The following is a 19455-nucleotide window of genomic DNA, read 5'->3' on the forward strand; positions in this document are numbered from 1 at the left end:
TATAATTTCTTATAAATTGTTTCAGGAGGTTGTATGAATTTAATTAAACGGTATGTACAAAAAAATAAGGGAAAGTACATAGCATCTATTTTTTTTGCGGTTGTAGGAGTTATAATGGATCTTGCTGCATATATTATTCTTTCAAAGATAATTGCAGCACTCATAACCGGAAGTACGGATGCAGGGTTTTACGGCAAAAATATTTTATATATTTTGCTTATTTTAGTGCTAAAAGAAATCTTTGCAGGGACATCCACCACTATTTCACACACTGCGACATTTAAGTCGCTAAAAGAAATACGCAAAGAAATTGCACGTAAACTATTTAAAATGCCACTTGGCGACATTTTAAATCAAAGTTCGGGTAAACTGAAAAACATTATTGTCGATCAGGTAGATCATATGGAAACAACACTTGCACATGTTATTCCCGAAGCAACGGCAAATATTGTCGGTCCGGCAATTCTTTTAATTTATATGTTCATTCTTGATTGGCGTCTTGCTCTTCTCTCTTTGATTCCTTTAATCATCGGCATGCTGGCTATCATGTCCGTTATGAATGAATCGTACAAAAAAAACTATAAGGAATCTGTTGAGCTCGGACAAAACATGAACAACGCTATTGTTGAATATGTCGGTGGGGTTGAAGTAATTAAGACATTTAATCAAAGCGAAACCTCATACAAAAAATACTCCGATGCCGTGTATGATAATGCGCGCTTTTATTACAATTGGATGAAAGGATGCATGATGCAAGTATCAATTGGGAGGTTTATTTCACCGATGGGTTTGTTAACGATTCTTCCGTTCGGTGTGTTTTTTTACATACGGGGGACAATTGCGCTTACCGCCCTTATTCAGCTTATTATTCTTTCGTTCGGGACTGTTTCGGGAATATTAAAAGTGATGAATTTTATGGACGATTTAGCCAGAGTCGGAACTATCACCGGTGAAATTGAAAGTATTTTAAACGCGCGCGAATTAAGTCATAGCGAGGAATCTGTCAGTATCAATAATCATACAATTGAATTTACAGATGTTAATTTTTCCTATGAAAAAGATAAAAAAGTTATTGACAATTTAAATTTAAAAATTAATGAAGGTGACGTTACGGCTTTTGTCGGGCCCTCAGGTGGAGGAAAATCTACTATTGCAAAATTGATTGCAGGTTTTTGGGATACGGATGCGGGAGAGATTACAATAGGCGGAGCAAACTTAAAAGAAATTCCGCTTTCGCAATTATCCGATCTTATTTCTTATGTATCACAAGATAACTTTCTTTTTGATATGTCGGTTCTGGAAAATATTAGAATCGGAAATCCGAATGCAAGCGACAGCGAGGTGAAAGAGATCGCAAAGAAATCCGGCTGCGAAAAGTTTATATTGGAACTTGAAAACGGATATGACACACTTGTTGGCGAAGGGGGCGGTCATTTGAGCGGCGGAGAGCGTCAGCGAATTTCGATTGCAAGGGCAATGCTTAAAAACGCTCCGATTGTTATTCTTGATGAGGCAACTTCCTATATTGATCCCGAAAATGAAAGCATTATGCAAGAAGCAATCGGGAATCTTGTACAAAATAAAACACTGATTATTATTGCCCATCGGTTAAGAACAATTACCGATGCTGATAAAATTTTTGTAATTCAAGGCGGACACATTGAATCGTCAGGTACACATCAGGAACTTTTGGAAAAATCTTCGCTGTATTCGGATATGTGGAATGCGGCAATAAAGGGGGATGAATAATGCTTACAATATTTAAAAAGATTTGGAATTTTTCTAAACAAGAACAAAGCAATATAAAATTTTCATTGTTTTTCGGGTTTTTAAATGCAGTTTTTAATGCACTGCAGTTTGCAGCCATTTATTATATGCTCATAAAAATACTTCAAAACGAAATAGCAGTAATTGATATCGGAATTGTTTCCGCAATAATGCTTACAAGTGCAGTCGGAAAAGTATTAACGCAAAATAAATCACAATTGCAGCAAACTCACGCGGGATATTTTATGGCTGCACATAAAAGAATCTCTATCGGTGAAAAACTAAAAAAAGTACCGATGGGTTTTTTTTCGGATTTCAGCTTAGGAAAAATTACGACACTTGCAACAACCAGTTTAAGCCAAATTGAAATATGGGTTCCATTGTTGCTCGTGCTTGTGCTCGGCGGCATATTAAATACAGTGGTTTTTGTGTTGTCTCTCTTTTTCCTTAATGTAACAATTACGGCAGCCGCCGTAGTCGGCATTATCGGATTTTTTATTGTAACTTCTTTAATGGAAAGAAAATCGCGTCGAAATGCACATCATGTTCAAGAAGTACAAACAGCTTTGACAAAGGAAGTTCTCTCTACAGTGCAGGGAATGCAGGTAATTAAATCATATAATCTCGATGGAGAAAATAATAAAGAACTTGACGATTCTTTTGAGCGAACTCACGTACTTTTATTGAAACTTGAAAAATTGATGATTCCGTTTACCGTCATTCAACGAATTGTTATAGGATTGACAATCACCTGTATGCTCTATTTGGCGGTAACAATGTATATCTCAGGCACGCTGACACTTGCAAAAACAATAATGTCAATGATTGCAAGTTTTATTATTTTTGAAGGTTTGCTTGCTGCGGGAAGCTCTATGGCAGTATTGAGAATTGCAGAAAATGCCATCGACTCTTTAGACTATGTCAATACTATTCCGGACATGGAAGAAGGCAAAGACGAAAAAGAAATTAGCAATAGCAATATAGAATTTAAAAATGTCTCTTTCAGCTATGATAAAAAGAAAATTCTCGATGATGTTTCTTGCGTAATTAAAGAAAATACAATGACTGCTCTTGTCGGACCTTCCGGCAGCGGAAAAACAACATTTAGTCAACTGATTGCGCGATTTTGGGATGTAAACGCAGGCAAAATAACTATCGGCGGAAAAGACATTCGCGAATATACGCTACCGAATTTAATGAGTAATATTTCATACGTTTTTCAAAATGTATATCTCTTTAATGACACGATTGAAAACAATATTAAATTCGGCTCTCCGGATGCGAGCCGTGAAGAAGTTATCGCCGCTGCCAAAAAAGCTTGCTGCCATGATTTTATTACAGCTCTTCCCAATCAATACGAAACGATTGTCGGTGAAGGCGGAGCAGCTTTATCCGGCGGAGAAAAACAAAGAATTTCCATCGCACGGGCAATGCTAAAAAATGCTCCGATCATTATTTTTGATGAAGCAACCGCAAACGTAGATCCTGAAAATGAGGATAAACTGCAAACAGCCATAGAAGCGCTTACAAAAAATAAAACGGTTATTATGATTGCACATAGACTAAAAACCGTCCGTAATGCAAATCAAATTATTGTTTTAAATGACGGAAAGATAGAAGAGCTTGGTACCCATAACCAACTAATGCAAAAAGAGGGAACTTATAAGAAATTTATTGAAGCAAGACAGAGCGCAAGCTCTTGGAAAATTTAAGAGCAAAGAACCGATTACGTTTGCGCTTCTATAAAAAACTGCAAATCATTGCCACTTTTATTGAGGAGTGATTTGTGGCAGTCATACTTAATATCTTACTATCAAGAAAATACAAACGGCGCGTTTAGCTGAAAGCTAAGTTGTGCCGTTTGTATTTTTATCATTAATTAGCACAATGCTTTATAATTCAGTTGCTGTTATTCTAATCGAAGCATCAACACAAAACTATAAAATTGAAGCTTTAAAACTTGCAGCTACTGTAAGCAAGAATACTAAAACGACAATCAGAACGGGCACGGACGGCGGTGGTTCCACTTTATAAAATTTTTTACGATTTATATAAAATGCATTAAGAAAAATAATCGACTTATTAAAAAAAACGTTATACTAGTGTAACGTTTTATAATTAACTTCCTGTTATAAAAATCAGAGTATCAACAATAAGGAACTGCGGATTTAAGCATTCCTATGGTAAATTGCTCGCCGTTGCGCCGTGTCGAACTCTTTTTTATAAAATTTTTACGATTTGTATAAAATGCATTAAGAAAAATAATCGACTTATTAAAAAACGCTGCACTAGTCAAAAGCCTTCTTCGCATTAAAATTGACATGACTAAAAATAAACACTATACTCCACCATTAGATATATTATTACGATAGATGCGTCTTTTTAGAAATTAAAACTAAGGTAAATCATATGCAGTATATCTATTTTTATGAGATGCTTAGTTTATATAAATAAATTAACAAAGTATTTTGCGTGTGCAAAACTAAATTCACGTATTGAGGAAAATAAGATGAAAGAGTTATCGTATTTTGATTTGGCAAAAGAGCCACTTGAAGATTTATTTGCGATTTTTAAATCATCAAAAGTTGGTTTGTCAACAGAAACGGCGGACGAGCGCCTTGAAATTTACGGTGAAAACACAACGGAAAAACAAAAAGACGATTCGCTGTTAAAGTTAATTATAAAATCTTTTTTAACGCCTTTTACGCTTGTTCTCATAGTTCTTTCCGTAATTTCTTTTATAACGGAATATGTTTTAGCGCCGGTCGGAGAAAAAGACGCTTTAAGCGCTCTTATTATTTTGTTCCTTGTTATTTTAAGCGGAACAGTTTCTTTAATTCAAGATAAAAATCAAGCGACGCCGCAAAAAAGCTTGAATCAATTGTAGAAGTAACTTCGGACGTCTGCCGCGACGGTAAGTTTTCAGAAATCCCTACCGAGTTTTTAGTTCCCGGCGATGTAGTGCGTTTAGCAGCCGGCGACATGATCCCCGCGGATATGCGCCTTATTCAATCAAAGGACTTGTTCGTTTCTCAAACTTCGCTTACCGGCGAAAGTTATCCGGTGGAAAAACGCGCACTTGCAACGGTAGAAAAAATTGATCAGGAGACTTCATACGAAACGCTTTGCTTTACCGGAAGCGAAGTGGTAAGCGGCAGTGCAATCGGGCTTGTTGTACGCACCGGTATGAATACGCTTTTCGGTTCTATTGCGGAAGAATTATCGCGCGCACCTGTTAAAACAAGTTTTGATAAGGGAATCGAAAACACTTCTAAGTTGTTAATTCGTTTTATGCTCATTATGGCACCTTCTGTTATTTTAATTAACGGAATAACAAAAGGCGATTGGCTGCAAGCTTTGCTATTCGGTATTTCAGTTGCAGTAGGCTTAACTCCGGAAATGTTGCCGATGATTGTAACAACCAATCTTGTAAAAGGAGCGATTGATATGGCGAAGCGGGGAACCATTATCCGCAAGCTTAATGCGATGCAAAACTTCGGTGCTATTGATGTGCTATGTACGGATAAAACAGGAACGCTTACGCAGGATAAAATTGTTTTAGAATATCACTTGGGGATAGACGGAAAGTCAAATCAGCGAGTTTTGCGGCACGCGTATTTAAACAGTTATTATCAAACAGGGCTGCGAAATCTTTTGGACATAGCCATCGTCGAAGCTGCCAATGAGGAGCTGGACACTGCCTCATTTAAATATGAAAAGGTTGATGAAATTCCTTTTGACTTTCAACGGCGAAGAATGAGTGTTGTAGTGGCAAACCGCGAAGGAAAGACACAAATGATTGCCAAGGGCGCCATTGAAGAAATGCTTAGTATTTCAAGTTTTGTTGACCACGGTAATGATGTTCGCCCGCTGACAGAAGAAGAGCGGCAAAAAGTGTTGGCAACGGTAGACGAATTAAACAGTCAGGGTTTGCGCGTTCTCGGTGTTGCACAAAAAACAAACCCTCCCGCAGTGGGAAAGTTTTCCGTTAAGGACGAATCGGAAATGGTGTTGATAGGTTATTTGGCTTTTTTAGATCCGCCAAAGGAAACAACTTCAAAGGCTCTGGAAGCCCTGCACGAGCATCATGTTGATGTAAAAGTTCTCACCGGAGATAATGCCTTGGTTACCAAAGCTGTATGTGAACAAGTCGGTATTGAGTACGGCGAAATTATTCAAGGTGAACAATTACTCGGCTGCAGTGAAGAAGAGCTTCGCGAAATTGCACGAACTCATAATGTTTTTGTAAAGTTAAACCCGGGTCAAAAAGCAGCCCTCGTTCGCGCCTTAAGAGACGGCGGGCATGTAGTCGGATTTTTGGGAGACGGTATAAACGATTCGCCTGCAATGCGCGCCGCCGATGTTGCTATTTCCGTAGACAACGCAGTTGATATTGCAAAAGAGTCAGCAGATGTTATTCTTTTGGAGAAAGATTTAATGGTGCTCGAAGAAGGCATTGTTTCAGGGCGTGAAGTATTCGGAAACATTATGAAGTACATCAAAGCGACAACGAGTTCCAACTTCGGAAATATTTTTGCTTTGCTTTTAGCAAGTATTTGCTTGCCGTTTTTGCCGATGACTCCAATTCAATTATTGTTTTTAAATTTAGTATATGATATTTCCTGCATGTCAATTCCGTGGGACAAAATGGATAAAGAATATTTACGACAACCAAAAAAATGGAATGCATCAAGCATCAAAGATTTTATGATTTGGTTCGGCCCAACAAGCTCCATTTTTGATATTACAACTTTTATTATTTTATTTTTTGTATTAATACCCTCTGCTTTAGGCGGCACGTATTCTTCATTTACCGAAGCAGGACAAGAACATTTTGAATCCTTGTTTCACACGGGCTGGTTTATAATGAGCTTGTGGACACAAACATTAGTTCTTTATGCACTGCGCACACGAAAACTTCCGTTTGTAGAAAGCAGACCATCCTTTATTATGGCGACAATTACGTTATTGGGAATCTTTGTCGGAACACTTATTCCGTTTACGCATATCGGAAGTTTTTTAGAGCTCACCATTTTGCCGAATACATATTGGATACTATTAGCGTCAACAGTCGCCGCTTATCTTGTGCTGGTTACGATTGTAAAAAAGATTTACACAAAAAGATTTGGGGAGCTGTTGTAAGTAGATAACTCCTCAACGCAGAATGCCACGGACGCCCGTGGTTCCAAACAGAAGCGATGTTTTAAAGCAAAGTAATTTACAAAGCTTTAAAACTCGCAGGTTTAGTTTTTGACAAGGACGTCAAAAACTAAACCATTGTGTCGGGCTCCTTTTTATAACAGGGAGTTTTAAAACTCGTGGTTTAGTTTCATGAGGTATTAAAAACGGATCGAGTTATCAAAAACCGTTATGCCGGAAGCGAGTATAGGTTCCATCGTAAAGGGTGCGGCCTTTTGCCCATCGAAGTTGAAAGAGCCTAATTTTATTATCGGCGTTATTAAAAATAAATAAGACCTATTGAATATGAACTCAATGCAGTATAAACTTACCGGAAATAAATTAAACTAAATGGAAGATGTAAACCTAAATCAACGAACACGTAAAAATAGTTTGTCGAGATATATTATATCAATGAGCAAAAATAAAATGAAAACAATAATTGTAATTGGCGGCGGACCTGCCGGAATGATGGCTGCTTATCAGGCGAGTTTTAATCATAATGTAATTTTGTTGGAATCCAATGCGCACTGCGGTCGCAAATTATTACTGACAGGTAACGGCAGATGTAATGTAACTAATAGGCGGGAAATAGAAAATTTTTTGCAGCATTGCAGCCGCTCTTGCCGGTTTTTATATTCGGCGTTTAGTCAATTTGATAATTATGATTTAATAAAATTTTTTGAAGATAATAATTGTCCTCTGATTGAAGAGGAAGATGAACGCATGTATCCTAAAACACAAAAAGCGCAAACTGTGCTGGATATATTTATATCGCTTTTAAAAAACCGGAATGTTGTTATAAAATATCAAACAAAAGCCATCGACTTAATTGTTGATGAGAAAAAAATAATTGGCGTAAAAACCGATGAACAAATAATAAATTGCGACGGTCTTATTCTTGCTACCGGCGGTAAAAGTTATCCGCAAACAGGATCTACAGGAGCGGGCTATCAAATGTTAAAAAAACTCGAGCACAGCATTACAGACTTATATGCCTGCGAAGTGCCGCTTGTGTGTCAGGATGCAATTATTCAAACTAAAGAACTGCAAGGGCTTTCTCTGCAAAATGTTGAAACATCTTTAATCATCGATAATAAAATTCGAAAGTCTAGCAGGCTGAATTTGCTCATCACTCATTTTGGATTTAGCGGGCCGGCTGCACTTATCTTATCGGAGGCGGTAAGCCAGCATGAGGTAAGCAAAGTCACAAAGACGGATTGCAATTTGGCGGTAACGCATTATAAACTCGACTTGGACAAATCACAAAGTATTGCAGCTTGCTTAAAACAAATTCAGCCAAAACGCTGGCGGGATTATCTTGCCGCTCAAATTGATTTTAGTTTAAACTTAAAGCTTCACCAGTTAAGCAAAGAACAAAAAGCGGTTTTTAATAGTCTCATCTTTGATCATCGATTTAAATTGCAGGGAACTTTGCCGATTGAAAAAGCCTTTGTAACGGGCGGCGGATTAAACACCGGCGAGCTCAATCCGAAAACTATGAAATCAAAACTAATTGAAAACCTCGCAGTTTGCGGCGAGCTGCTTGATTGTCACGGAGAACTCGGCGGTTATAATTTAACCATTGCAATGGTTACCGGCTACGTTGCCGGAAAAAATTTTTGAGTTTTAACTATGATCTATGTAAAATTAGAGTTGCCCATAGGGAATGCTTACATCCGCAAGCCTCCTGTTGACGTTCCGATTAGTACCACAGCAAGTTAATTGCAGAACGCTGTACCGGCGGAAAATATTGTTTCAATTTTATAGCTTCCGGTACATTAAAGTGTAACGGCTAGTGTAACGTTTTTTTAATAGGTCAATTATATTTTTTCACTACATCTTACCAAAACATAAAAAATTTTATAAAAAGAGTCCGACACGGCGCAACGGCGAGCAATTTACCATAGGAATGCTTAAATTTGCACTCCCTCATTGTTAGTGCTCCAATTTGTATAACCGGAAGTTAATTACAAAACGCTACACTAGCAGAATTTAATATACATTGTTTTAAATTTCAGCAATTCAAGGTAAATCCCAAAAATAAGTTTTTCGTGCTCTTGTCCTGTTTCGCCTTGCCTTATACACGCAAAAGCGGTATCCGATGAATTATCGGATACCGCTTTTATCGTTAAAAAGATGAACCGCTTACAAAAACCGGTTTAGTTACCGGCATTGGCGGCAGCTTGTTTTCCGGCGATTCTACCGAATACAATGATATCGGCGACCGCATTTCCGCCTAAGCGGTTTGCTCCGTGCACGCCGCCGGTAACTTCACCTGCAGCGTATACGTGCGGGATAACCGCACCAGATTTATCAATTACTTGGGCATTTGAGTTGATCTTGATTCCGCCCATCGTGTGATGTACACCGGGGCTCACCTTAATTGCATAAAAGGGAGCTGTATCCAGTTTTTCAGCAAACGATGTTCTGTTAAACTCGGAATCTGTTTTAGCCTCAACCGCTTTGTTCCATGTTTGCAAGGTTGCAGCTAAGGTTTCGGGAGTAATTTCTATCTCTTTTGCCAATTCTTCAATGGTTTTACCGGTTTTGGTAAAACCTTTTTTGATATAGCCTTGAATAACCGCGGAAGCGTCCGCCATTCTTTGATCGATAATCAAATAAGCGTAGTTTCCTTTTTGCGCGATTTCCGCTGCGGAAACTTTATCGCGGGTGCTTGTTTCGTCAAAAAAGCGTTTGCCGTCCTGATTAACCAAAATCGCACCGTCTCCGCGCAAACCTTCGGTGATAAGCGCCTTCGAGGTATACTCAACAGTCGGATGAATCTGAATCTGCTCCATATCAACCAGAGCCGCATTCAAGGCATCCGCTATTTTGATACCGTCTCCGGTAATTCCTGAAGTGTTGGTTGTGGCAAATCCCTTTAATTCAGGCTTATACTTTTCTACCATCTCGGAGTTCCCCGCAAAGCCGCCTGTTGCGATAACCACCGATTTTGCATGGACAGTAGTCGCTTCGGCTTCAACAGTAACACCGGAATCAGTTAGCTTAATCGCATATGCGGGGGTGTCAAAAATAATTTGCACGCCCGCTTTTTTTGCCTGCGCTTCTAAAATCGGCACCAGATAACTGCCAACCGCAACGGTTTTGCCTTCGGCGTTCACCGGCTTGTGAATTCGTTTTACACTTGCGCCGCCGAAAGAACCGACGGATTTTAAATCCGCACCGATTGTTGCAAGCCATTCAAGGGACTCCTTTGAATTCTTGGTAAGAGTTTTTACAAGTTCCAGATTATTCGTTGCTTTTCCGCCTACCATTGTATCAAGTTCAAACAACTCAACCGAATCAAAATAGCCTTTAGGATCTTTCTTGTATTTTTCATACTGTGATTTTACAGTTGCGGTTAAGTCTTTTAATGCAGGATAGTCTTTTTCAGCGGCGGCGATCTTTGTAGTAACGCCCTTATCTTCCGCAAAAGTATTTTTATCCTGATACGATGTTTTTGCTGCATTCATACCGCCGGTTGCAAGCGTGGAATTCCCGCCGGCAATCGATTTTTTTTCTAAAACAATGACCTTTTTACCTTCGCTTGCAGCGGTAATTGCGGCAGTTAACCCCGCACCGCCCGCACCGATTACCACAACATCGGTTGTAAGTTCTTGTGCTTCTCGCTGCTCTTTTACTACCGCGGTGTCAAACTTGCTTAAATCCGCGTTCGCCGATTGCAAAGCCGACTTCACCGCATTAACAATTGCTTTTGAAGTTTCGGTTGCGCCGCTTATGATATCCACATTTAAGGATTGATGAGCCACAATAGCTTCAGGGATCTTTTCAAGTGCCGCATCGGCAACTCCCGCTGTTTCGGCGTGTTTTGTTACCTTCACGCTCTGAATAACGCCATCTTTGTACCCTACCTGTACCGTAATATCGGCATTATTCCCTTTTGCCGTACCAGTATAGGTATCCTTGTTTCCGCAAGAAGCAAACAACAATACCATAACCGCTGCTAAACTTATAAATAATCTTTTCACATAAACCTCCATTCTGGAGTGTAGCAGGCTTTTTTAATAATTTCAATACTTTTATTATCGATACTTTTGAAAACTGAAGAATTTATGTTATTTTGCCCAACATAACTTCTTTTGACAAAAAAGAGCCCGACACGGCAAAAGGGCGAAGTTTTGAAAATTTACTGCAACTTCGCCGACGAGTTTTAAAGCTTCAATTTTGCAGTTTTGTGTTGATGCTTTAAAACATCGTTTGAAATTTTGCAAGGGCGAAGTTTTGAAGATTTATTTTAACTTCGCCTTGGCAACGGTGAGCAATTTACCATAGGAATGCTTAAATCCGCAGTCTCTTATTGTTGATACTCCGATTTTTATAACAGAAAGTTAATTACGAAACGCTACAGTAGTCGCCCTTTGTTCATGCATAAGGCTGACAGAAAAATTCCCGCTCTTGACAAAAATCAATTATTTACGGTACAATAGCGCTGTTGTTTTTTAATCAATTTTGTAACCTGCAGCCGTTGGCTGTAAATCATCCGTAGTGCTGGCGGAATATAGTAAGGAGTTAAGGCAGATGCCTACAATCAATCAACTTATAAAAAAAGGGCGAAAAGCCGCTGTTTCGAGGACTAAAAGTCCCGCTTTGCAGGCGTGCCCGCAGAAAAGAGGAGTTTGTACTCGTGTAATGACTTTTACACCGAAAAAACCGAACTCCGCATTGCGTAAAGTCGCCCGTGTTCGTTTAAGTAACGGTATTGAAGTAACTGCATACATTCCCGGTATCGGACATAACTTGCAGGAACACTCCGTTGTGCTTATTCGAGGCGGACGTGTTAAGGACCTTCCCGGTGTGCGCTATCATATTATTCGCGGAACAAAAGATGCACTCGGGGTTGCAGATCGTAAACGAGGGCGCTCAAAGTACGGCGCAAAAAAACCAAAGGCATAAGGGGAAAAGCAATGGGACGTAAAAAGAAATCAATAAACAGACCGGTTGCTCCCGATACCCGGTATAACAGCGTTGTTTTATCAAAATTTATTTCACGCATGATGCTTGACGGAAAAAAATCAACAACCACACATATTTTATATGCCTGTTTTGACAACATTAAAGAGAAAACCGGAGAAGAGCCTTTAGAGGTTTTTACCAAAGCGCTTGAAAATGTGAAGCCGCTTGTAGAGGTAAAATCCCGCCGCGTGGGAGGGGCTACGTATCAGGTTCCGATAGAAATCCGTGAATCCCGTCGGGAAGCTCTTGGAATGCGCTGGCTCATAGCTGCCGCTCGCAAGCGCTCAGGACACGGTATGCCCGAAAGGCTTGCCGCTGAAATAATTGACGCATACAACAACACCGGCACCGCCTTTAAAAAGAAAGAAGATACGCACCGAATGGCAGAAGCAAACAAAGCGTTTGCTCACTATCGCTGGTAGTCTTCATAACGAATGGCCGAAAAAAAGGAAAAGCTCAAAAAGCTTTTCCTTTTTTTTATTTCCCTCTAAAAACTCATTAATTGGAAGAAGGCTTATACTCGATATGCACATTCACCTTCTCTTTTAATGTCAATATATCAACAAGCGGAACAACTGCTTTTACCGTATCGGCATTTTTTTGATAAGTTACCTTCCCGACCGGCTCAATACTTGCCGTTTGAACTTTCCCGGGACAGCGAATCGTAAAATCAAATGAAGACTGCGTAAGCTCTTTTGCAATTTTTTCACCATATGCGGAAAAAACTACAGCCTTATACTCATCCACAGACAACTCTTCTCCGGTAAAAACGGGAGCCATTAATAAATCCGCATATTCTTTGCTCTCATCGGGCAAAAGCGCATGAATCTCTTTTAAATCTTCAGGCGCTAAATGAAAATCAATCGTTCCCTTTTTAGTGTTCAATACACTTTTTATCAAAGACTGATTCCATCTTGCCCCAATATCCGCCTCAAGTCCCGCAAAAGATTTTTTCTCCAATGCCCTTACCGTGAATCCTTGTTTGACAAGATTCTCTTTTATATCGGGAATATCAAATATGCTATCCTTATTTTCCTGTGTGTCCGACATCTGTGCAAATCTGACCAAAACTTCCTCAGTAGTTTTTCCCGGTATTATTTTTATTTTCATTGAGGCATTCCCGTTCGGAAAAACCTTGATCTCTGCTCGCGGTGCACAACCGGAAAAAACAAGCAATATGGTAACCGATACCATAAAAGAAAAAAACAATCGTCTCATTACAATCTCCTTAGGATATTACGTACATGCTTTTTAAAAAACCTCTAAAAAAGCAAAAGGTTTCAAATGGTGCAAATTTTTATATAGGGCGTGGCGCACAAATATCCTGATTGTGCGCCGGGCTTTTCGGGGCTCCGCTTCGCTCCGGCTCTTTTGCGGCTGAAATTGGCGCCGCAAAAGGATCTTGCGGAACATTTTTGAAAAAATGTCCCGCAACCCCTACAATCCCTCACGCATCGAAAATATTCCGCAGTTAATGTAATGTATAACTTAATAATCAACCGCGAGAGCAAGCCCGATATTTTCAGGGACAAATACGGGGAAAAGCTGTATTTTCACTGGTTTTTTCGCCGCAACTCCTTGCCCTAAAAGCGCATCATGCAAGGCGGCATTATACTTGTTTGTGTATACCGGAAGCGTTATCAACTGTGCAATCTTGTTTATTGCAAGCACGGAAAAACCGGTAATCGCTGTATACAAAACTATTTTTGTATCTTTCAACATTTTATCAGAATCATATGAAGTTGCACTATTCATCATACGAGTAGAATACAAATACCCTACAGTTATTGATGTTATTGTACAAGCAACATCAATACCGCAATGAATTCCGCCTGCAATATAATCTTTGTTTACAAAAGATCCTGAGCCAAATCCAATAACTCCATTTAAAAGCATAGGAATATCAAGCGATAAGGTGTTTCGATTAAGCAAAGTTACTCGCTCCTGATCAGTTAAATCTGCAGCAAGCAATGCAATCTCAGCCTTATTTTTGTGAAGTCCTTTATCGATAAGCAACTGAATTTTCGCAAAATTACTTTGCGCACTAAGCACTTCCGCGGTTATCAGCATAAAACAAAAAAAAAGCAATTTCTTTTCTATTAAAAGCTTCCCCATGCTACCCTCCATTTTAAATTTAAATACACTATAAAATATCGGAAAGTCTTTGTCAATCTTAACCGCGGCAAGACATAAATGTGGTTATTCCGATAATATTGCCCAATAAATTCTAATAACCCATATACAATTAAATAAGGTAGTTTTTGCCACGGACGACAAAGCATTTTTTTTAAGATGCGAAGCCGGATCATTTTTGCGCACCTAAAATCGCGCAACAAAAAGTCGCAGCGACAGCAAAATCCATGCCTTTTTTTTCATTTGCGATAAAACTAAGTCAACCAGTTTAAAAACAAAAGTATAAAATGCATTTAAGAAAAATAATCGAGTTATCAAAAAAACGCTACATTCATGCGTATACCTTGTTCCATGCAGTTAGCGTATTGAAAAAAAACACTAAAACTCGTATACTTTCGTTCATTATAACAGGAGTTACTATGGATATTGAATCGATTATCAAAAATTTGCATCCGCTTGAGATAAAGGTATTAAAAAACTTTAAGGAGCATGAGCTGCTTTCCGCTGCCGAGCTTGAAGCGCGTTTAGCGTATAAAGAAGGGCACGCCAATCAGGCTTTTTCATGGCTCCAAATGAAGGATATTATCGAAGAAAAAAGCAGAGAAACAAAAACGTTTTTTGAGCTTACGCCGTTTGGCGAGGAGGCTGCAAACGAAGGAACTCCCGAACAACGAATACTGCGGGTGCTGAAAGAAAAAGGCGCTCTGAACTTTAAGGAAATTGCTGCGCAGCTCGGAATAGAAGAGCGAGATGTTGGCGCCTCATACGGGCAACTTGCAAAAGAAGGCGCGGTGAGTATGAATGCGGAAAAAAAGGTTCTTTTTGTAAAAGAGCCCGAAAGCGAGCGGTTCCGGCTAATTCCGGCGCTTTTGCAAAAAGCACGTGATTCCGCCGATAAAAAGCTTGCTCAATCAGAGCTTTCCGCACAGGAATTGCAAGCGATGGGCAGTATTGCAAAAAAGCGCGGTGCCTCTGCAAGTTTTTTTAAAATTGCGGAGCGGGACAGCGTTACCTATGCTTTTAAATCGGGCGTTTCCGCCTTGCAGGAAGCCCTTGCTAAGGCGGGCATTACCGGCGATGAAATCGGGCAACTTACCGCTGAAAGTTTAAAAACCGGAGAATGGAAGGGGCAGGCATTCAGAAGCTATAATATTCAGCTGCCGCCCGCCCGCGTTCTTTCCGGCAGGCCGAGCGCTTATTCGGATTTTTTGGAAGGCGTTAAAGACAAACTTTGCTCGCTCGGCTTTGAAGAATTTGACGGCCCGCTGGTTGAAACCGATTTCTGGAATTCGGATGCCTTATTTATGCCGCAGTTCCATGCCGCCCGCGATATCCATGACGTATACTATATTAAAAATCCAACGCATGCAAAAAGCATTGAAGAGCCTTTTTTATCCCGAGTTGCGGAAGTGCACGAAACCGGTGGCAACACGGGCAGCCGCGGCTGGGGCTATCAATTTGACCGGGATTTCACCCGCCGTCTTTTGTTACGCAGTCAGGGAACCGTGCTTTCGGCGCATCAGCTTGCGAAGGCAAAAATCCCCGGCAAGTATTTCGGCATTGTGCGCTGCTTCCGGTATGATAAGGTTGACGCAACCCATTTATCCGATTTTTATCAAACCGAAGGTATTGTACTCGGGAAAAATGTCAATTTAAAAACTCTGCTCGGCATACTGAAAATGTTTGCGGTAGAAATTGCGGGCGCCACCGAAGTTAAATACGTGGGCGGCTATTTCCCCTTTACTGAGCCCTCAATCGAAGTGCATATCAAACACCCGGTACTCGGCTGGTTTGAGCTTGGCGGCTCGGGCATCCTCCGTCCCGAAGTAACCCGCGCAATGGGAGTCGATGTTCCCGTTCTGGCATGGGGAATCGGCATTGACCGCATGGCGCTCATGGCACTCGGCTTAAACGACCTGCGCGAACTTTTCAGTTCCGACATTGAAGCGGTACGCTTAAGAAAATAAGCAATGTACGTATCACACCCGACTCTTGTACAATGTAAGATTCCGAGAGGTTATTTTCATTGTTAAAAAAGAGGCGGGAGCTTCCACTTCTAAAAAATCAGAACAAAGTCAAACGATGTTTAAAAGTACAACACAAAATTATAAATTGCTGAAACTCATCGTTCCACATTCTACACTGATACAATACTAAAAATACAGTTTTGGAAGGATATAATAAACGTACAGTCAAAAAAGCCCCTAAGGTATATAATAGGGAATAGTAGGAGGATACTATGCGACGTTATAGTCAAGAATTTAAACAGCAGGCATTACAACTGTCTGATGAAATCGGCACAAAAGAAGCGGCGAAGAATCTCGGTATTTCATACGGGACGCTGACCGATTGGCGAAAAACGAAAAATCGCTATAAAGCAAGCGACGGAGCTGCAACGGCAAAAGCTATCGTTTTGGATGAGCGAGAGAGACAGCTCCAACGCGAAATCAAAGAGCTCAAAGAAGCCAACGAAATCTTGCAAGGCGCACTCGCTTTTTTCGTGAAGGGCTGGAAGAAGTGAAAAAAAGCACTATCTTTGCATATATTTTTTACACGTATGAAAATGCCGACGGCAAAAAAAGCCATCCGGTTTTGTCGATATGCAAAGCGTTAGGCGTCAGCGAAAGAGGCTATTACAAATGGAAACAAAATCGTAATAAACCGAAACGCTGGCAGCTTCTTCTGGCCGAAATACATAAGATTATCGAGGAAGATTATTACAATGATAATTATGGCGTTGTGCGAATGGTGAGCGCTCTTAAGCAGCGAGGCAATCCCAAGTCGTATGCGACGGTACGAAATGCCATGAAAAAGGGAAATCTCCTGCATGAAAGCCGCAGAAGTCCTGACGGACTTACCAAAGCGGATAAAAAAGCGCAACGACCTGAAAATTTAGTAAAGCGAAACTTTTATGCATCAGAACCGGATACACTCTACTTCACGGACATAACAGAAGTTCCCTGCGCTGACGGAAAATTATACATCTGTCCGATGTTCGATGCCTGCGGCGGAGAGATTGTCTCGCTTGCGATGGATAGTAATATGAAAAAAGAGTTGTGCATACGAGCACTAACCGAAGCGTTTGAAATGAGGCAGCCTGGAGCCGGAGTCATAGTTCACAGTGATGCCGGAAGCCAATTTACAAGCATAGCGTATAAACAAACGCTTGGAAAATTCAAAGCTATCCAAAGCATGAGTGATGTTGGAAAATGTTATGACAATGCGCGCATGGAAAGTTTTTTTGCAACACTAAAGAAAGAACTTTTATATAGAATAGATACAACAAAGATGATGCGGGAACAAGTGAAAACGCTTGTATGGCAATACACCATGGTCTATTACAACCGGAAAAGAATCAATACGGTTAATGAGGATGGTTTACCGCCGACACTGTATCGGCTGAAAGTCACAAAGAAAAAGAATGGAGTGGCTTGAACATACATTTAGGGGATAAAAATACTGAACTGATATTGACATTTCCATGAAAGGAGCTTGTCGATTGTACAAAGAGCAAAAAAAAGCCCGGCTACTACCTACTTTCCCACCTGATCAGCAGTATCATCGGCGTAAGAGAGCTTGACTTCCGTGTTCGGGATGGGAACGGGTATTACCTCTCCACTATGGTAACCGGGCAATTAATAACAAAATTAATGCGTTTGTGTGTTCTTTTTATCATAAGGAAGTGCTTTGACACACCCCCTTTTTAGGGTTTTTACACAGTTCCATTTTCACGCAACACACCACGTGATTGGAACCGTTTACCTCATTTCAAGGAGTCGATACCTACCGTACCGTACTTTCCTTAAAAAAAGGAATAAGGAGAAGAAAACAAAGAAATATATTAAAAAAGAGTCGATAATATGGTCAAGCCTCACGACCTATTAGTATTGGTCGGCTGAACACATTACTGTGCTTAGACCTCCAACCTATCAACCTTGTAGTGTGCAAGGGGTCTTTAGAGAGGGTTAAACCCTCTAGGGATATGTCATCTTGAGGTGGGCTTCCCGCTTAGATGCCTTCAGCGGTTATCCCTTCCGAACGTAGCTACCCAGCACTTACCCTTGGCAGGATAACTGGTACACCAGAGGTTCGTCCACTTCGGTCCTCTCGTACTAAAAGCAGCTCCTCTCACATATCCAACGCCCATAGCAGATAGGGACCGAACTGTCTCGCGACGTTCTGAACCCAGCTCACGTACCGCTTTAATTGGCGAACAGCCAAACCCTTGGGACCTACTTCAGCCCCAGGATGCGATGAGCCGACATCGAGGTGCCAAACTTTCCCGTCGATGTGAACTCTTGGGGAAAATCAGCCTGTTATCCCCGGAGTACCTTTTATCCGTTAAGTGACGGCGCTTCCACTCGCTACCGCCAGATCACTAAGACCTACTTTCGTACCTGCTCGAGCTGTCACTCTCGCAGTCAAGCCTCCTTGTGCCTTTACACTCGCGCGCCGATTTCCAACCGGCGTGAGGAGACCTTCGCGCACCTCCGTTACCTTTTAGGAGGCGACCGCCCCAGTCAAACCGCCTGCCTATCACTGTCCCTCTACCGGTTTCACGGTCAGAGGTTAGAAACCTGATGTATCAAGGGTGGTATTTCACTTGGCGACTCCACCTAACCTAACGGTCGGGTTTCATAGTCTCCCACCTATTCTACACATGATACATCAAGTCCCAATAATAAGTTACGGTGAAGGTTCACGGGGTCTTTCCGTCTAACTATGGGTAGCCGGCTTCTTTACCGGCATATAAATTTCACCGAGTCTCGCGTTGAGACAGTGCCCAGAATCGTTACACCATTCGTGCGGGTCGGAACTTACCCGACAAGGAATTTCGCTACCTTAGGACCGTTATAGTTACGGCCGCCGTTTACCGGGGCTTCAATTCAAAGCTTCGCATTGCTGCTTACCTCTCCTCTTAACCTTCCGGCACCGGGCAGGTGTCACCACCTATACGTCTCATTGCTGATTCGCAGATGGCTGTGTTTTTGATAAACAGTCGCCTGGGCCTGCTTTCTGCCACCTCCACTCATTACTAAACAGAGGTCACACTTCTTCCGAAGTTACGTGTGCATTTTGCCGAGTTCCTTAACGCGAGTTCTCTCGAGCGCCTTAGATTTCTCATCCTTCCTACCTGTGTCGGTTTACGGTACGGTCCCTTATAACCTAACCTTAGACAGTATTTCCTGGCACCATGATTACGCCCGCTTCGTTTCGCTCATCGCTACACTCGCTGTCGCAGCTTACCTAAAGTGGCGGATTTGCCTACCACTTGTCAAACGGCTCGCGTGCTTCGACCGGAACTACCATTCTCCGGACGGGTTTCACCTCATGCGTCCTGCCTTCGAAATTATAAGAGGTATCGGATTCTAAACCGATTTCCCATCGACTACGACCTTC

12 protein-coding genes, 2 rRNA genes and 1 pseudogene (1 of these 15 cut by a window edge) are annotated in these 19455 nt (G+C 41.1%); 10 read left to right on the forward strand and 5 right to left on the reverse strand.

The annotated features are described in order from the left end of the window. Window positions 1-33: 33 nt before the first annotated feature. From FUT79_RS10940 to FUT79_RS10955, 5 genes are all read left to right on the forward strand, one after another. Window positions 34-1749, forward strand: coding sequence for an ABC transporter ATP-binding protein (locus FUT79_RS10940; RefSeq protein WP_044634938.1), 1716 nt, complete (start codon window positions 34-36; stop codon window positions 1747-1749). Beyond that, on the forward strand, window positions 1749-3479 hold the full coding sequence (locus FUT79_RS10945; protein ID WP_044634937.1) for an ABC transporter ATP-binding protein: 1731 nt from the start codon (window positions 1749-1751) through the stop codon (window positions 3477-3479). Before FUT79_RS10940 ends, FUT79_RS10945 begins: the two co-directional genes overlap by 1 nt. Before the next feature lie 797 nt (window positions 3480-4276). Then, a complete protein-coding gene (locus FUT79_RS15370; RefSeq protein ID WP_197071891.1) occupies window positions 4277-4654 on the forward strand; it encodes a cation-transporting P-type ATPase in 378 nt (125 codons plus the stop codon). Then, entirely contained in the window at window positions 4648-6909 is a 2262-nt protein-coding gene (gene mgtA / locus FUT79_RS10950; RefSeq protein ID WP_197071893.1) for a magnesium-translocating P-type ATPase, read from the forward strand. Before FUT79_RS15370 ends, mgtA begins: the two co-directional genes overlap by 7 nt. A 465-nt stretch (window positions 6910-7374) precedes the next feature. Then, window positions 7375-8571 carry an aminoacetone oxidase family FAD-binding enzyme gene (locus FUT79_RS10955; protein ID WP_176978658.1) on the forward strand — a complete coding sequence of 399 codons (1197 nt, stop codon included), beginning with the start codon at window positions 7375-7377 and terminating at the stop codon, window positions 8569-8571. A gap of 536 nt (window positions 8572-9107) precedes the next feature. On the opposite strand, the gene FUT79_RS10960 is transcribed toward FUT79_RS10955, so the two are convergent. Further along, window positions 9108-10937 (reverse strand): flavocytochrome c, encoded by a 1830-nt coding sequence (locus FUT79_RS10960; protein ID WP_280525089.1) that lies wholly within the window; start codon window positions 10935-10937, stop codon window positions 9108-9110. Between the two features lie 550 nt (window positions 10938-11487). On the opposite strand from FUT79_RS10960, the gene rpsL reads away from it, so the two are divergent. Further along, complete coding sequence (rpsL, locus tag FUT79_RS10965) at window positions 11488-11862, forward strand: 30S ribosomal protein S12 (protein ID WP_024753296.1); 375 nt, start codon at window positions 11488-11490, stop codon at window positions 11860-11862. A gap of 11 nt (window positions 11863-11873) precedes the next feature. Further along, window positions 11874-12344 (forward strand): 30S ribosomal protein S7, encoded by a 471-nt coding sequence (gene rpsG, locus FUT79_RS10970; protein ID WP_002698755.1) that lies wholly within the window; start codon window positions 11874-11876, stop codon window positions 12342-12344. Between the two features lie 76 nt (window positions 12345-12420). Here rpsG and FUT79_RS10975 read toward each other — a convergent pair whose 3' ends face one another. Both FUT79_RS10975 and FUT79_RS10980 read right to left on the reverse strand, forming a co-directional pair. Continuing rightward, the gene (locus FUT79_RS10975) at window positions 12421-13140 is read right to left on the reverse strand and encodes a hypothetical protein (protein WP_044634368.1); all 720 of its coding nucleotides are present in this window, start codon (window positions 13138-13140) and stop codon (window positions 12421-12423) included. A 270-nt stretch (window positions 13141-13410) separates the two neighbouring features. Next, on the reverse strand, window positions 13411-14037 hold the full coding sequence (locus FUT79_RS10980; RefSeq protein ID WP_024753294.1) for a P13 family porin: 627 nt from the start codon (window positions 14035-14037) through the stop codon (window positions 13411-13413). Window positions 14038-14474: 437 nt separating this feature from the next. Here FUT79_RS10980 and pheS point away from each other — a divergent pair, with 437 nt between their 5' ends. The 3 genes and pseudogenes from pheS to FUT79_RS10995 all read left to right on the forward strand — a co-directional run. Beyond that, complete coding sequence (gene pheS, locus FUT79_RS10985) at window positions 14475-16022, forward strand: phenylalanine--tRNA ligase subunit alpha (RefSeq protein ID WP_024753293.1); 1548 nt, start codon at window positions 14475-14477, stop codon at window positions 16020-16022. Window positions 16023-16294: 272 nt separating this feature from the next. Then, the gene (locus FUT79_RS10990; protein ID WP_024752184.1) at window positions 16295-16576 is read left to right on the forward strand and encodes a transposase; all 282 of its coding nucleotides are present in this window, start codon (window positions 16295-16297) and stop codon (window positions 16574-16576) included. Then, window positions 16558-17490, forward strand: a pseudogene (locus FUT79_RS10995) (IS3 family transposase); the annotation flags it as partial. The gene FUT79_RS10990 and the pseudogene FUT79_RS10995, both read left to right, overlap by 19 nt. An 85-nt stretch (window positions 17491-17575) precedes the next feature. Here FUT79_RS10995 and rrf read toward each other — a convergent pair. Further along, window positions 17576-17687 (reverse strand): 5S ribosomal RNA (rrf, locus tag FUT79_RS11000). A 228-nt stretch (window positions 17688-17915) separates the two neighbouring features. After that, a 23S ribosomal RNA gene (locus FUT79_RS11005) occupies window positions 17916-19455 on the reverse strand (it continues 1422 nt past the right edge of the window).

It is taken from the genome of Treponema phagedenis, assembly GCF_008153345.1.
Taxonomy (GTDB): Bacteria; Spirochaetota; Spirochaetia; order Treponematales; family Treponemataceae; genus Treponema; species Treponema phagedenis.

Excerpts from the sequence above, each read along its gene's own strand:
- FUT79_RS10940 (WP_044634938.1), top strand. The coding sequence starts at position 34 with ATGAATTTAATTAAACGGTATGTACAAAAAAATAAGGGAAAGTACATA.
- FUT79_RS10945 (WP_044634937.1), top strand. The coding sequence starts at position 1,749 with ATGCTTACAATATTTAAAAAGATTTGGAATTTTTCTAAACAAGAACAA.
- FUT79_RS15370 (WP_197071891.1), top strand. The coding sequence starts at position 4,277 with ATGAAAGAGTTATCGTATTTTGATTTGGCAAAAGAGCCACTTGAAGAT.
- FUT79_RS10955 (WP_176978658.1), top strand. The coding sequence starts at position 7,375 with ATGAAAACAATAATTGTAATTGGCGGCGGACCTGCCGGAATGATGGCT.
- rpsL (WP_024753296.1), top strand. The coding sequence starts at position 11,488 with ATGCCTACAATCAATCAACTTATAAAAAAAGGGCGAAAAGCCGCTGTT.
- rpsG (WP_002698755.1), top strand. The coding sequence starts at position 11,874 with ATGGGACGTAAAAAGAAATCAATAAACAGACCGGTTGCTCCCGATACC.
- FUT79_RS10975 (WP_044634368.1), bottom strand. The coding sequence starts at position 13,140 with ATGAGACGATTGTTTTTTTCTTTTATGGTATCGGTTACCATATTGCTT.
- FUT79_RS10980 (WP_024753294.1), bottom strand. The coding sequence starts at position 14,037 with ATGGGGAAGCTTTTAATAGAAAAGAAATTGCTTTTTTTTTGTTTTATG.
- pheS (WP_024753293.1), top strand. The coding sequence starts at position 14,475 with ATGGATATTGAATCGATTATCAAAAATTTGCATCCGCTTGAGATAAAG.
- FUT79_RS10990 (WP_024752184.1), top strand. The coding sequence starts at position 16,295 with ATGCGACGTTATAGTCAAGAATTTAAACAGCAGGCATTACAACTGTCT.